The sequence below is a fragment of the Clostridium sp. FP2 genome (genome assembly GCF_011065955.2).
In the GTDB taxonomy this organism is placed as follows: domain Bacteria; phylum Bacillota; class Clostridia; order Clostridiales; family Clostridiaceae; genus Clostridium_AD; species Clostridium_AD tagluense.
Genome location: NZ_JAAMNI020000001.1, coordinates 1,061,432 through 1,076,139 on the forward strand (window position 1 = coordinate 1,061,432; position 14,708 = coordinate 1,076,139).

General features: G+C 34.7%; 11 protein-coding genes and 2 rRNA genes. 3 read left to right on the forward strand and 10 right to left on the reverse strand.

What is annotated here, in order from left to right:
- Positions 1 to 314: 314 nt before the first annotated feature.
- A 23S ribosomal RNA gene (locus G9F71_RS04955) occupies positions 315 to 3,240 on the forward strand.
- An 81-nt stretch (positions 3,241 to 3,321) separates the two neighbouring features.
- Positions 3,322 to 3,438, forward strand: a 5S ribosomal RNA gene (gene rrf, locus G9F71_RS04960).
- Positions 3,439 to 3,517: 79 nt separating this feature from the next.
- Here the strand turns inward: rrf and G9F71_RS04965 are convergent.
- Both G9F71_RS04965 and G9F71_RS04970 read right to left on the reverse strand, forming a co-directional pair.
- Complete coding sequence (locus tag G9F71_RS04965; protein WP_164952406.1) at positions 3,518 to 5,302, reverse strand: ABC transporter ATP-binding protein; 1,785 nt, start codon at positions 5,300 to 5,302, stop codon at positions 3,518 to 3,520.
- Positions 5,302 to 7,098 (reverse strand): ABC transporter ATP-binding protein, encoded by a 1,797-nt coding sequence (locus G9F71_RS04970; protein ID WP_164952405.1) that lies wholly within the window; start codon positions 7,096 to 7,098, stop codon positions 5,302 to 5,304. The genes G9F71_RS04965 and G9F71_RS04970 overlap by 1 nt, the downstream gene beginning before the upstream one ends.
- A 283-nt stretch (positions 7,099 to 7,381) precedes the next feature.
- On the opposite strand from G9F71_RS04970, the gene G9F71_RS04975 reads away from it, so the two are divergent.
- Positions 7,382 to 7,948, forward strand: coding sequence for a GNAT family N-acetyltransferase (locus G9F71_RS04975; protein WP_164947121.1), 567 nt, complete (start codon positions 7,382 to 7,384; stop codon positions 7,946 to 7,948).
- A gap of 42 nt (positions 7,949 to 7,990) precedes the next feature.
- Here G9F71_RS04975 and saoL read toward each other — a convergent pair whose 3' ends face one another.
- The 8 genes from saoL to saoT form a co-directional block, all read right to left on the reverse strand.
- Positions 7,991 to 8,725: a MerB-like organometallic lyase SaoL gene (saoL, locus tag G9F71_RS04980; RefSeq protein WP_263488142.1), complete on the reverse strand. Its 735-nt coding sequence runs from the start codon at positions 8,723 to 8,725 to the stop codon at positions 7,991 to 7,993.
- A 70-nt stretch (positions 8,726 to 8,795) separates the two neighbouring features.
- Positions 8,796 to 9,569, reverse strand: a complete 774-nt coding sequence (gene saoA, locus G9F71_RS04985; protein WP_164952402.1) for an ABC transporter ATP-binding protein SaoA — start codon at positions 9,567 to 9,569, stop codon at positions 8,796 to 8,798.
- Positions 9,569 to 10,387 carry an ABC transporter permease subunit SaoP gene (saoP, locus tag G9F71_RS04995; RefSeq protein WP_239591059.1) on the reverse strand — a complete coding sequence of 273 codons (819 nt, stop codon included), beginning with the start codon at positions 10,385 to 10,387 and terminating at the stop codon, positions 9,569 to 9,571. Before saoP ends, saoA begins: the two co-directional genes overlap by 1 nt.
- Complete coding sequence (saoB, locus tag G9F71_RS05000; protein ID WP_411956126.1) at positions 10,327 to 11,169, reverse strand: ABC transporter substrate-binding (seleno)protein SaoB; 843 nt, start codon at positions 11,167 to 11,169, stop codon at positions 10,327 to 10,329. Before saoB ends, saoP begins: the two co-directional genes overlap by 61 nt.
- Complete coding sequence (saoX, locus tag G9F71_RS05010) at positions 11,129 to 12,253, reverse strand: ABC transporter substrate-binding subunit SaoX (protein ID WP_164952399.1); 1,125 nt, start codon at positions 12,251 to 12,253, stop codon at positions 11,129 to 11,131. The genes saoB and saoX overlap by 41 nt, the downstream gene beginning before the upstream one ends.
- A 177-nt stretch (positions 12,254 to 12,430) precedes the next feature.
- Complete coding sequence (saoC, locus tag G9F71_RS05015; protein ID WP_224626193.1) at positions 12,431 to 12,907, reverse strand: Cys-Cys-COOH (seleno)protein SaoC; 477 nt, start codon at positions 12,905 to 12,907, stop codon at positions 12,431 to 12,433.
- 43 nt (positions 12,908 to 12,950) lie between these two features.
- Positions 12,951 to 14,039 (reverse strand): efflux transporter SaoE, encoded by a 1,089-nt coding sequence (gene saoE, locus G9F71_RS05020; protein WP_164952398.1) that lies wholly within the window; start codon positions 14,037 to 14,039, stop codon positions 12,951 to 12,953.
- Entirely contained in the window at positions 14,039 to 14,296 is a 258-nt protein-coding gene (saoT, locus tag G9F71_RS27190; RefSeq protein WP_253199363.1) for a thioredoxin-like (seleno)protein SaoT, read from the reverse strand. The genes saoE and saoT overlap by 1 nt, the downstream gene beginning before the upstream one ends.
- Positions 14,297 to 14,708 lie beyond the last annotated feature (412 nt).

The window sequence follows — 14,708 nt, forward strand, 5'->3', positions numbered from 1 at the left end:
TAGGGAGTAGATGCAAAGACTTCGGTCGATGCAACAAGAAGAATTTAATTATTCTTCAAAAATGTCTACTGTAATTACTCGTAACCTATTCTCTGTTTAATTTTGAGAGACTAATTTTAGTTAACTCTTTGGAGTTGACTAATAGATAGTTTTTCTAAAAATGTTCTTTGAAAATTGCACAGTGAAATTAAAGTTGTTTTAATAAGTTAAAGCCATGTAAATGGTGTATAGATGAATTTAATACAATTTCGCAAAATGAATTAAAACGTTTATGTAAATAAACGAAATTATCTATGCAAATAGATAAAGATAAAGGTTAAGCTACAAAGGGCGCATGGCGAATGCCTTGGCACTAGGAGCCGAAGAAGGACGCGTTAAGCTGCGATAAGCTTTGGGTAGGCGCAAATAGCCAGTGATCCAAAGATTTCCGAATGGGGGAACCCACATAGTAACAACTATGTACTGCATACTGAATAAATAGGTATGCAGAGGTAGACCCGGGGAACTGAAACATCTAAGTACCCGGAGGAAGAGAAAGAAACATCGATTTCCTAAGTAGCGGCGAGCGAAAGGGAAAGAGCCCAAACCTAGGTCTTTGACCTAGGGGTTGAGGATAGATCATAAATACTGCAATTCCTTAATTGAAGATAGCTGGAAAGCTGCTCCGCAGAAGGTAATAGGCCTGTAAATGAAAAGGAAAAACAGTCAGATCTAATCCAGAGTACCACGAGACACGTGAAACCTTGTGGGAAGCAGGGAGGACCACCTCCCAAGGCTAAATACTACCTAGTGACCGATAGTGAAGAAGTACCGTGAGGGAAAGGTGAAAAGAACCCCGGAAGGGGAGTGAAATAGAACCTGAAACCGTGTGCCTACAACCGGTCGGAGCACTTTTTATGTGTGACGGCGTGCTTTTTGTAGAACGAGCCAACGAGTTACGATATGTAGCAAGGTTAAGTACTTAAGGTACGGAGCCGAAGGGAAACCAAGTCTGAATAGGGCGCTATAGTTGCATGTCGTAGACCCGAAACCGGGTGACCTATCCATGGCCAGGATGAAGCGGAAGTAAAATTCCGTGGAGGTCCGAACCACGTTGGTGTTGAAAAACCATGGGATGAGCTGTGGATAGCGGAGAAATTCCAATCGAACTCGGAGATAGCTGGTTCTCCTCGAAATAGCTTTAGGGCTAGCGTCGATTAATTGAGTAATGGAGGTAGAGCACTGAATGGGCTAGGGGCTGACAACAGTTACTGAACCCTATCAAACTCCGAATGCCATATACTTTTATTTCGGCAGTCAGACTGCGAATGATAAGATCCGTAGTCAAAAGGGAAACAGCCCAGACCATCAGCTAAGGTCCCAAAGTGTAAGTTAAGTGGAAAAGGATGTGGGATTTCTAAGACAACTAGGATGTTGGCTCAGAAGCAGCCACTCATTCAAAGAGTGCGTAATAGCTCACTAGTCAAGAGATCCTGCGCCGAAGATGTCCGGGGCTAAAACTTACCACCGAAGCTATGGGTGTACACTATGTGTACGCGGTAGAGGAGCTTTCTGTACTGGCTGAAGTCATACCGTAAGGAGTGGTGGACGGTACAGAAGTGAGAATGTTGGCATAAGTAGCGAGAGTTAAGTGAGAATCTTAACGGTCGAAAACCTAAGGTTTCCTGAGGAAGGCTCGTCCTCTCAGGGTTAGTCGGGACCTAAGCCGAGGCCGAAAGGCGTAGGTGATGGACAATCGGTTGATATTCCGATACCACCAATGGACGTTATTAGAAATGGGATGACGCAGGAGGATAAGATGTGCACACTATTGGATGTGTGTCTAAGCATTTAGGCGGAGCAAGCAGGCAAATCCGTTTGCTCTTAACGCTGAGATGTTATGGGGAAGGGAATTTATTCCTGAAGTATCTGATTCCACGCTGCCAAGAAAAGTCTCTATCGAGGATATTGGTGCCCGTACCGCAAACCGACACAGGTAGGTGAGGAGAGAATCCTAAGACCATCGGAAGAATTGCTGTTAAGGAACTCGGCAAATTGACCCCGTAACTTCGGGAGAAGGGGTGCCTACGAAAGTAGGTCGCAGAGAATAGGCCCAAGCAACTGTTTAGCAAAAACACAGGTCTCTGCTAAAGCGAAAGCTGATGTATAGGGGCTGACGCCTGCCCGGTGCTGGAAGGTTAAGGGGATTACTTAGCGCAAGCGAAGGTATGAACTTAAGCCCCAGTAAACGGCGGCCGTAACTATAACGGTCCTAAGGTAGCGAAATTCCTTGTCGGGTAAGTTCCGACCCGCACGAATGGCGTAATGATTTGGGCACTGTCTCAACAGCACATCCGGCGAAATTGTAGTGCCAGTGAAGATGCTGGCTACCCGCGATTGGACGGAAAGACCCCGTAGAGCTTTACTGTAGCTTAGCATTGAATTTCGGTATTGTCTGTACAGGATAGGTGGGAGACTGAGAAACATGGGCGTCAGCCTGTGTGGAGTCATCCTTGGGATACCACCCTGACAGTACTGAGGTTCTAACTGGAGGCCATGAATCTGGTCACAGGACATTGTTAGGTGGGCAGTTTGACTGGGGCGGTCGCCTCCAAAAAAGTAACGGAGGCGCTCAAAGGTTCCCTCAGCGCGGTTGGAAATCGCGCGAAGAGTGCAAAGGCAGAAGGGAGCCTGACTGCGACACCTACAAGTGGAGCAGGGACGAAAGTCGGACTTAGTGATCCGGTGGTACCTCGTGGGAGGGCCATCGCTCAACGGATAAAAGCTACCTCGGGGATAACAGGCTGATCTCCCCCAAGAGTCCACATCGACGGGGAGGTTTGGCACCTCGATGTCGGCTCGTCGCATCCTGGGGCTGAAGTAGGTCCCAAGGGTTGGGCTGTTCGCCCATTAAAGCGGCACGCGAGCTGGGTTCAGAACGTCGTGAGACAGTTCGGTCCCTATCCGTCGCGGGCGTAGGAAATTTGAAGGGAGCTGTCCTTAGTACGAGAGGACCGGGATGGACAAACCTCTGGTGCACCAGTTGTCACGCCAGTGGCATCGCTGGGTAGCTATGTTTGGAAGGGATAAACGCTGAAAGCATCTAAGCGTGAAGCCCACCCTGAGATGAGATTTCCCATAACTCGTGCGTAAGCACGGTGTTAGTAAGACTCCTGGAAGAACACCAGGTTGATAGGTTAGAGGTGTAAGCATGGTAACATGTTCAGCTGACTAATACTAATAAGTCGAGGGCTTGACCTTAATATATATAAAGCGTAAGCTTCAAGCGAAAGCGAGAAGATAATTTCACTGTGCAATTTTGAGAGAATATAATTTTCTCAATCTGGTGATTATGGCATGAAGGTAACACCCCTTCCCATACCGAACAGGTCGGTTAAGCTTCAATGCGCCAATGGTACTGCAGGGGTAACTTTGTGGGAGAGTAGGTCGTCGCCAGGTAACAAAAAACCACTAAGTCTAACTTAGTGGTTTTTATTTTATATAAAGACTAAAAGGTTCATTAAATTGATGGAAAAATTCAAGCTCTAACATACCACTGAGCTTGAGCTTCATACATTTCAGAGTATTTACCACCCAGATTTATTAACTCCTCATGTGTTCCTATTTCGGCGATTCTTCCTTCATCCATAACTATAATTCTGTCAGCTATTTTAGCTGAGCCTATTCTGTGGGTAACAATGATTGAAGTTTTACCTTTTGATAGGTCGGCGAATTTTTCATATAATTTTGTTTCTTCTACTGGATCAATAGATGCTGTTGGTTCATCAAGGATTATCATGTTGTGGCTCTTGTAGAAACCACGAGCTAGAGCTACCCTTTGCCATTGTCCACCAGATATATCTGTACCATCAAACTCACGAGAAAGCATGGTGTCATAGCCTTCTGGGAAAGTTTCACTTTCTATATCAAGATCTGCTTTTTTAGCGGATATATCTAAAAGTTCAGCTGAATCATCATCCATATGGCTTATAGTTATATTTTCAGAAAGATTCATTTTATATTTTTGATACTTTTGGAACACCCCAGAGGTATGTTTGTATATTGATTTCGCAGATATTTTTCTAGTATCAATACCACCAAACTCTACAGCACCTTCTGTTGGTAAATATAGCCCCGTTATAATCCTTACAAGGGTCGATTTACCAGCACCATTTTCTCCCACCACAGCAATGATTTCCTTTGGGCTTATTTCTAAGGAGATATCTTTTAAGGAGTAATCTTTTGCTGACGGGTAGATAAAATTTACATTTTTAAGTGAAATTCCATCCTCAGCACTAAGTTCTACATCCTCACCACCCCTTTCAGGAAGGCTAAAGAAATCAATAAAATTTCTTATGGTTCCAAGTTCTTTTGTTAAATCTCCAATGTGCATACATATTATCTCTTCCATTACACTAATCATAAAACCTACTGATGCAAATACTGCAGAAAAAGCTCCTATGGTTATATTTCCTATAAGTAAAGAACGAAATAAAAGATAAAGCACTCCCAAATAACCTACAAGGGTTAAAAGCTTCATGCAAAGTTCTATAAGGCCGGTTTTCTTTTCTGCCTTCCACACCTTTTGTCCTAAAAGATCCATGGAGCACTTATAAATATCTTTAAAATAATTAAAACCACCTAAAATGCGAGTTTCCTTAAAATATTCTCTAGCACAAATACAACTTTCGTAATAGTCATATTCACGACGTATAGGTGCTATTTCATCTTCAAGCTTATCAAATACCTTTACCCGTATAAGCTGAGAAAAGGCCACAGGTATAAATATAAATACTAAAGATACTGCAAGTATATTATCAAGCCTAAAAAGATATACTCCCATAAATAAAAAATAAGGCAAATAAAAAGTAAATAAGCTTGTAAGAACTATGAATAATCCAATGCTTCCATCAACACCCTTTTGAGCCTTGTTTATACTATCTAATAGCTCTGTATCTTCATATATTATAGGGTCAATATTTGCAGATTTCTCGTTGATTTTTTTATATAAATGTCCAGCTACTTTATTTTCAAACACTCCGTACATAAAGTTAGTAACACCATTTAATATTTGAGAAACAATAAGAGCAAGGCCTAATATAAATGCTAGCATAATTGCTTTATTTATTGTTCCATTACCACTTACAGTTTTGCTTACTCCATCAAAGAATTTCTGAGTTGCGACGGTGTTAATAGCAAAAGATACTCCATGAAAAATACTGAGTGTTAAAAGTATAATCGTAATAATTGGACAATAATGAAACATCATAGGAATAATCTTAGCTGTAATTTTAGTTAGAGATATTTCTTTTTTCTTTTCCATTATAGGTACCATCCTTTTTGACTTTCATACATTTCTGTATAAACTCCGTTTTTACTTATAAGCTCATTATGATTTCCACTTTCAACAACTTGTCCATTACCAAGTACAAAGATTTCATCGGAAAGCTTGGTAGAACCTAAGCGATGGCTTATAAATATAGTAGTGCCTCCACGACTTATCTCCTCAAATTTTTCGTAGATGTTGCTTTCACTTATAGGGTCAAGGGCTGCTGTAGGTTCATCCAGTATTCTAAGAGGTGATGGGCTTATAATAGCTCTTGCCATAGCTATACGCTGCCACTGTCCACCAGAAACATCAACCCCTTTGCTTTTAATTTTTCCAAGAGGAGTATCCATTCCATGTGGAAGAGACTCTATTACATCATTAAGTGACATAGTAGAAACAGCATCCTGAATAAGCATATCATTTCCTTTATTTTTAATGCCATTTATCCTACCAATAGAGAGATTGTCCTTAAAGGAAATATAATACTTAGCAAAATCTTGATATACTACTGAACATAGGGCTTTAAGGTAGCTCTGGCTGTATTCCCTTATATTGTTACCATCAATTAATATATCGCCTTCATACTCATCATAAAGACCAGTTATAAGCTTTGTTATAGTTGTCTTACCTGCTCCATTTGATCCTACAAAGGCATAGTGTTTTCCATGTTCTATAACAAAGGACATTCCATCTAATATATAATTTTCAGTTTGTGGATACTTAAACCTTACATTCTTAAACTCTAAACTCTTAAATTTAACTGGGGTTTCTAGAGGATTATCAGTAGCTCCTTTTTCTTCCTTAAGAGAAGAGAAATTAGTTAAATCTTTTAAATACTCTATGTTTTTTGTAAGTTCACCTACAAGAAAGGAAAGATTCCAAGATAACATTTGAATAAGTGAAGTTACAGCATTTACAAGTGCTATAAACATACCAATAGTTATCAGTCCTGATGTAACAGGTTTTATAAGCACGATTATTATAAAAATAGATATAAAAGATGTAATAATACCGCCTGCCTTCATTCTTATAAACCACTTAGCTTCAGTCTTTAGAATTATCTTTCTAGAAATTTCATATTGCTCCCACCACTTTTTATTTATGTTATTACTAAATCTAAATAGACTCATTTCATCAACACTTTCCCTTCCCGTGAGCACTTCTTTAAGATATTCATATTTTCTTTTGTATTTCGATGTTTCTTTATCAGCTTCATAGGTAGCCTTTCCACTCTTCATAGATAACATAAATAGTGGAACAGAGACAGCTAAAATAATTAAAGCAGCCCACCAAACCTGAGCTATAAGTATAAATAAAAGACCAGCAACTTTTATGATCATTGATATTAGAGCTAGAAAATTAATATAGGCTTTGCTTAATTTGCTTTCTGGATCTTTGCAAACCCTTGAAATTAAATCCCAACTCTCACTATTTTCTATGTATTTATAAGATAATCTTGCTCTTTTTTTTACCATACCTAATCTAAGGTCTTCTCTAAGCTTAATTTCTAGCTTAATTTCCACAAATTTTATAAGTCTTACTGAAATCCAGCTATACCCAACTAGTGCGACTACAAGGAATATTGATGGGAAAACTTTTTTAAGGTCTCCACTCGAAGATACTACTGAAATTGAAATATCTATAAATTTTGCAGTAGCAAGTATTAGTAAACTAGGAATTATACCATCTAATATTTTTGAAATTGCTATTAGTATCCCATAAAGTGGTGAACAGTTTAATGGAAGTCGTACAATATCAAGTATAGTATACTTTTTATTTTCAATTAGCATATTTAATCCCCCTAAACCTAAATTATGTATATAATTAGATTAATTCATACAAGTAATATTATAATGATATTACAAATTATATATAAAATCAACAAATTTAACCAATGTAATTATAATACCAATATTGTGAAATTAGTTTAAATATGATATAATTTATTAAGAGGAAGTCAACTGTTGAAAAATGGTGGGCTTTTTTTGTTTTCCCCAAATTAAGGCATTTTGAAAAACATCTAATTAGAAGCTATTTACAAGATGCTTAATATAAAGAAGGAGTTGTAAAAAAATGCTCAAAATTGATTCTATATTTAATGAATTTCCTAAACTTGAGACTGAAAGGTTTATATTAAGAGAGGTAGTAGAAACGGATTATCCAGCTATATATGATATATATTCTGATGAGGATGCAGTAAAATACCAGCAAATAAAATCTATGGCAACTATTGAACAAGCAAAGAAGTCAGTGGAGTTTTTTATAAATGGATTTAAGACTAAAAAGTTCATTAGGTGGTGTATTACACTTAAGAAAAACAATCATGTTATAGGGTTGATCACACTTCATGATTTTGACACTTGGAATTCAAAATCAGAGATAGGTTATATGCTTAACAAAAAATATTGGGGACAAAATATAATGAGTGAAGTTTCGAAAAAAGTAATATGTTATGCATTTGAGGTTATAGAGCTTAATAGGATAGAGGCATTGATAGATCCTGAAAATACTGCTTCAATTAAATTAAATATAAAACTTGGATTTGAAAAAGAGGGTTTAAAAAAGGAAGCAGCTTATAATAGAAGAACAGATAAATATGAAGATAGGTTGGTATTTGGTATTATAAAAAGTAAAAGATAAACCATAACTTTTGTGTAAGTTATGATTTTCTATTTTTAAACATTAGACGTTAGCATAAGGAAAGTCTTTTGAAAAGTTTGAGTTAAATATCATTTTTGCAACTAGTATGGCCTCTTGAATATTCAGACAGAAAATATCTTCTTCTGGAATTTGCATTTTATTAACCCAAGTATCATAATGTTTCTTCGTACAGAAGAAATTCATAATATTTCAGCAGTTGCCTGACCAGTTTTGGTTTTTATTTAAATCTACATGGAGTACATGTGTAAGCTCTGGACTATAATTAGCGAGTTGTCCATTTTTAATCTCAACAAAGATATCCTCTCCACATTCGCTACACTTAGAATTAATTTTTATATTTTGATTAAATGTAAAAGAAGATCCCATAGCATCAACTGCACACATTGCACTAAATACGCGTCCATCTGATAAATGAACTTTATGATTAGTATTAAAAGCTGAAACTGGATAAATAAAATTCACATTATTATCTTCATCCATTACCATAGCATTTTTACTAACTAAACTATCTAAAATTTGCTTAAATTTTTCTTTACTGATATTTAGTTTTTCTAATATAATAGAAGATGTCTCTTTTGAATTAAAAGGTATGGCATTATATATAATATAATCCATTATTAATCTTCTTACCTCATTTTCTATTAAAGATAATCTTGAATAAATACTATCAATATATAATCTTTCTGAGGGATAATTTTTGAAAGTAAAAGCATTACCATCTATATCTTTAACTATAGTATTTTTCATATAACTCATAATTATTTTCTCCTATTCATTTATTGCTAACTAATATTTCAGAGTTAGCACCATAAAATTCACTGTAACTCTACACCACCTTAGAATCGTCTCTATTTAGTGCTTTTTTCAGTATATTTGTAAGAGTGTCTTTATATTTTTTATATTTTTCACTCTCGCGATCTCGCGATCTTTCAAGGTCAATATTCATATCTTCTAGTATTTTTCCTTTTTCAGTAGACATAACAATAACTCTATCACTCATATAAACAGCCTCATCAACATCATGAGTCACCATAATTACTGTGGTTCTGTCTTTAAGCCATAAAGCTTCCAATTCTTCTTGAAGTATTTGTCTCATTTGAAAATCTACAGCGCCTAAGGGCTCATCCATTAATAACACTTCTGGTTTACATGCTAGGGCACGTATAACCGCTGTCCTCTGTTTCATTCCTCCAGATAACTGGTGAGGAAATAAATTTTCTTTTCCCAGTAGCTGAGCCATTTCTAAAAGTTCTCCAAGTTTTTTTTCTCTTTCTGCCTTGGGAATTTTTTGTTCCTTCATAGGAAACAAAATATTATCGGCTACAGTCATCCAAGGAAATAGTGCATAGTTTTGAAATACAAATCCTCTATCTGAACCCGCGCTAGATACGTATTTACCACTAACTGAAATTTTACCTGATGTTGCTGGCTTAAAACCTGCAATTATTGTTAAAAGAGTAGTTTTACCACAGCCTGAAGGTCCAAGTAATGAAATAAACTGTCCTTCTTTAACATCAAAACTTATATCTTTTAATACCTCATGAACTTCTTTATTATTATTATTAAATGTCTTACATACATTCTCAAGTCTAACCTTCATTACTGAGCATACCTCCATTTTGTAAGCCTTTTATTTAAAAGTTGTAATATTCTATCAATACCGAAACCTACAAGTGCTGCAAAAACCATTAGTGCTATTAACATATCTGTTTGCATTCTTGTTTGAGCTTCAACCATAGAGAAACCTAAGCCGGCACCTGCCGCTATGTACTCCGCTCAGATAACGGACATCCAGCCAGTACTAATAGCCAGTCTAGCTCCTGTCAAAATATCTGGTATAGATGCTGGTATAACAATATTTTTGAAAATGCTTAAGTGGCCAGCTCCCATACTTCTTGCAGCATTATAGTAATCCTTTGATATACTTTTTACACCGTGTATAGTATTTAAGATTATAGGGAATATTCCAGAAAAAGCAATTAAGAATATTGTTGGACCATCTCCAATACCAAACCATACAATTGTAAGTGGTACCCACGCCATAATTGGAACCTGTCTTACAGAGTCCACTATCCAACTAATTAACTCGTTTGCTAGTGGAAAGCTTCCCATTAAAAATCCTAGTGGCAAACCCAAGGCTAATGACCACAAAAATCCTTTTAATACACGTCCTAATGTAATTAATATATTGGTTACTATTTCAATGCTAGTAATGCAGTGAAAAAATGCAATTGCTGTATTCTTTGGATAGGGTAATATTATTTCTTTATCATAATGCATAGCAGTTAATTGCCATATTCCTATTAAAGCTAAGCCAACCAATATCTTATAAAAAATATATTTAGTATTTTTATTTTTTAGTTTACTAAGTTTGTTTGTGGAATTATAGGTACAAGATTTATATTCCATCTTCGCCATTCAGATAGCCACCTTTCAGTAATACTAATATTTACATAACCTTTTAATTCTTCTAACAATACATCTTCTGATTCTAATTCCTTTACGGATTTTTTATATGCAGTTATAAACTTTTTATAAACAGGATTTTTTTTAAAATCATTTCTGACTAAAAGTACATATGTAACATAATCTCTATTTACTGAAATTTTATCTTTGACTCCATTTAGCATCCATCCTTTAGTAACATCTAATATAACCCCATCCACTAGGTTATTTTCTAATGCATAAGGCAGGGCGCGTCCAAGCATAGGAACTGTTTCACATTTGTTACCAAAGCGGTCTTTCACTATTTGTTCTTGATATTTTTTATTTTGAGTAACACCTATTTTTTTAGGTGTTACTCCACTTTTTGTTACAAATATATCTGAGTTTTCAACACAAACTCCAACAATTTCAAATCTTGGATCCTTTTCAATGAATTTTTCTGCTGCATTTACACATACAATTGCTAGGTCTAAAACATCAGAGCTCAATGCCCATTGAGCAGTGTTACTTCAGCAATCATTCATTGTATAGCTTTCAAAATCCTCATGAATATCTGCATTATTTAATCTTTTATTTTTAATCATATAGTCAATAACCATGCCAGAGATATCATTAGCCACTCCGATTTTTATTTTATCATTAAGCTTTTCCTTTGGCATAAAGCTAATTCCTATTATTAATAAAATTGTAATAATAAAAGCTAAAACTATAGTTTTATTTATCGATTTCATTGGACTTAGCTTTCCAATTTTCAAAAGACATCCCTAGTGGGAATACAGCATTTACTTTTTCTTTTATAAATTTATCGAAATCATCAGCACCAGATTCATCTAAATATTTAGTAATAACAATGTCCTCATATTTATTTGAATCACTATATAATCCTTTGCTTATTTCAAACTCCATTTCATGCTTAAATTTTTTAGGGTCAACTTTCCAAGAAAGAGTTCTTCCTTCTCCTACTGTCTTTTTATACACAGTTAATAAAGCCGCTTCTTCAGGTACATTATAGTTTTTTGCAAAGATTTTTGCTGCTTTTAATGGATGTGTATAAATGTATTCTATTGCTTTTGTATGAGCTAATACCATTTTCTTAGCAAGTTCAGGATGTTCCTTCGCAAACTTCTTATTTAGAGAGAATACACAGCAATTCCCCAGCTCTTTTCCAGTCATTAAATGTGTACTTAAAATGCGTCCTGTTTTTTCAAATTCAGCCATGGATCCCCAAGGGTCACAACATACATAGCCTTTAATTTTTCCTGTTTTCATAGCAAGGTATTTAGCTTGATCTGAATCAAAATTTATTCCTTTATAATTTTCGCCTTTAACAGGTATACCTGCATCATTAGCCATTTGTTCCCAATTATAATCTGTTTGTTCTGGCTTTGAACCAATTCCCATAGGTTGTCCTATTAAATCCTTTGCTGGATTCTTAATATCATTTGACACTACCAAATAGTATGAACCGCCATCATGATTATTAGCAGCAACTATTATAGGAGACCCTTTAGCATAAGCCGTATTTAAACCTTTAAATCCTATATATCCAGCATCCATTTGTCCTGCTGCCATAGCTTGTGGAATTTTACCATTACCAGTAACTTCAACCTTTAAACCAAGTTGGTCAAATATTCCTGCATCTTTTGCTACACATGCTGCAGTCATATGATCACAGTTATAGTACCCAAGCTTTATTGTGTAATCATCCTTACTCTCAACTTTTGTACTATTTGATGAGGTAGTTTTAGCTGTTTCCCCCTTATTTCCACAAGCTATTAATGAAGATGCCATTACAGCTGCTAATGATACTACTAATGCAATTTTCTTTAATTTTAACATTTTTTTAGTCCCCTTTACTATTTATGATTTTTATATTTAATGATATTTCAGAAGGAAAGTCTCCCGTTTTCCATAACTGGGAGGATAACAATTGAGAATTGTTATCTGCTACAGAGATTTACAAGGAGGTAAATATCATTGTGAAGTCGTTAATATTGCCTCTTTGAAGAAGATGATTTAACAACAGTCTTCCATGTCATTTCCAAATAAATTAACAATCTTCATATTTTGGAGTCTAAAAATTGCATATCCTACTTGTCCATTCTTAGAACCTGAAACAATAACCTCTATTTGGTCTTTATCATCTATATTTTTAAACTTTATTATTTGATTTTCCATTGGAGCAGGTACTTCATTGCTACATTTATAATTATGCTCTTTAGCAATAACTATTTTCATAGCGTTTTTAGTTTTGCTCACTCTATATATGATCACTAAATCTTTAGTATTATCATTATTTACATCTTCTTGTCCACATAAAATAACTTCATTATCAGGGTGTAGTTTAGTGAAATATTTAAGTAATGGATTATCACTGGTAACTCCAATATTCTTTAATTCTTTGTCTTTAGAAGGCGCGCTAGCGCATGCACTAAACATAAATGTAATTATGATTAATACTAATACATATAAAATAATTTCTTTTTTCCTCATAATACAAATAACCTCACAATTTAATAAAGATAACTCTATTTGTCTAAGCCTTTTTGCTAGCAAAAAAGTTTTTAATATTTGGTGAAATTGCACGGATGCAAAATAAAAATATAATAAATGAACATAAATATTTTAACCATTCTGGTGCAACAAAAATAATTTTATTAGCTGCGCTTATTGAATTATCTACTCTATCAAAGTTCATAGCTGGTTTAAAATTAGGCATTAAAATTAAATTAGTTATATAACCAACTAATACTGAAGTTGTAACAATTACTGAGGAATATATAATAACCGTACGTTTACCTATGATTTTGTAGATGCTTATTAATTCAGGGAGATTGGTTGCCGCTCCAGCCATTAAAAATGTAATAGCTATTCCCGGTGCTGCTCCACTGGCTATAAGTGCTGCAACAAAAGGAATATGTCCTACGGCACAAACATACATAACAGTTGCCAGTAATGTTATAAATATAAGTGAAATAGCACTTGGATTTCCAAGATAATCTTGAATGTATTGCTGTGGAAGTGAAGTTAGTAATAATCCTGCCAATAACATTCCTGGAATTACATATTTACTAACAGATAATGCTAAATTACTAAATGACCAAGCCAGGCCTGAAACCATTTTATCTTTTAAACTTATATCATCATCCAATTCCAATAATCTTGCTTGAATATTTTCGTCTACACCGGGTGCTTTTAGCTCTGAACCTCCAAAAGTATTACCTATAATTCCAATAATAATTGGAACTACAAATCCAGTAATTAAATAAATTATTGAAATTTCTGGACCTAAAAGTCCAAAGCATAATATAACTGCTATGGGATTTATAATTGGAGTAGCTACCATAAACGCTAGTGTTGGTCCTAAATATGCTCCTGAATAATACATACTCAAACCCAATGGAATTACTCCACAGCTGCAAATAGGTAACAGCATACCGGATATAGTACTTTTAATTAGTGAGCTTATTTTTTTATTACCAAGCATTTTTTGAAATTTATCAGGGGCTAATATATCATGGAGTAGTCCTGCTAAAATGAAGCTAATGACTAGCCATACTGAAGCACCATTTAATATATTAATTGAAGCAAGTACAATTTTTTCTATGTAATTTAAAATTGACATTAGCTATTTATCACCGCCTCTTCAATTGCTCTCGAAATTACTCCTTCTGATAAATTTTGAATTTTCTTTTTTTCGTTAATAACTATCATACTTTTAGTAACCATTCCGTATTTCTTTATGTAGTCAAAATCTTTACCTACATGATAAATTTTTAGCTTCACTTTTCCATTATATTTTTTCACTTCATCTTCAACGAAGACAGCATATTTATTACATCACGCACAGGTATTAACAAATTCAACTAGAATATTATCCATTATTTTCACTACCTTTCTTATAAACAAATCAGTAATATAGCTATTTATTCTTTTTTTCTTCGTTTTTCTTTATTATTTTGTATAATATAACGATTAATGACATATATATATTACCACATGATTCATTAGATGTAATATCTTGTTTTTATATACATAAACTCATTGCTATAGATAAACATAATAGACCTAATTTTACAAAAATTTGAGCTAAATCAAAAATTTATTATTTTTATTTGTACTTTACCAAAAATAATGGTTAATTATCCTTTATAGTAGTCCTGATGATTGGTATTTTAGAATATGCTTGAGCTTATAATGGTGATATATTCTGTTATATATTATATTTAGGTAAGTTTATATAAAAAATCGGAAAAAGTCAGAATAAATAGAATCTTCTGCTAAAGTTGACGCA

Bases quoted from the DNA above. Each gene is read 5' to 3' on its own strand.
- G9F71_RS04965 (WP_164952406.1), bottom strand. From the start codon at position 5,302: ATGGAAAAGAAAAAAGAAATATCTCTAACTAAAATTACAGCTAAGATT.
- G9F71_RS04970 (WP_164952405.1), bottom strand. From the start codon at position 7,098: ATGCTAATTGAAAATAAAAAGTATACTATACTTGATATTGTACGACTT.
- G9F71_RS04975 (WP_164947121.1), top strand. From the start codon at position 7,382: ATGCTCAAAATTGATTCTATATTTAATGAATTTCCTAAACTTGAGACT.
- saoA (WP_164952402.1), bottom strand. From the start codon at position 9,569: ATGAAGGTTAGACTTGAGAATGTATGTAAGACATTTAATAATAATAAT.
- saoX (WP_164952399.1), bottom strand. From the start codon at position 12,253: ATGTTAAAATTAAAGAAAATTGCATTAGTAGTATCATTAGCAGCTGTA.
- saoC (WP_224626193.1), bottom strand. From the start codon at position 12,907: ATGAGGAAAAAAGAAATTATTTTATATGTATTAGTATTAATCATAATT.
- saoE (WP_164952398.1), bottom strand. From the start codon at position 14,039: ATGTCAATTTTAAATTACATAGAAAAAATTGTACTTGCTTCAATTAAT.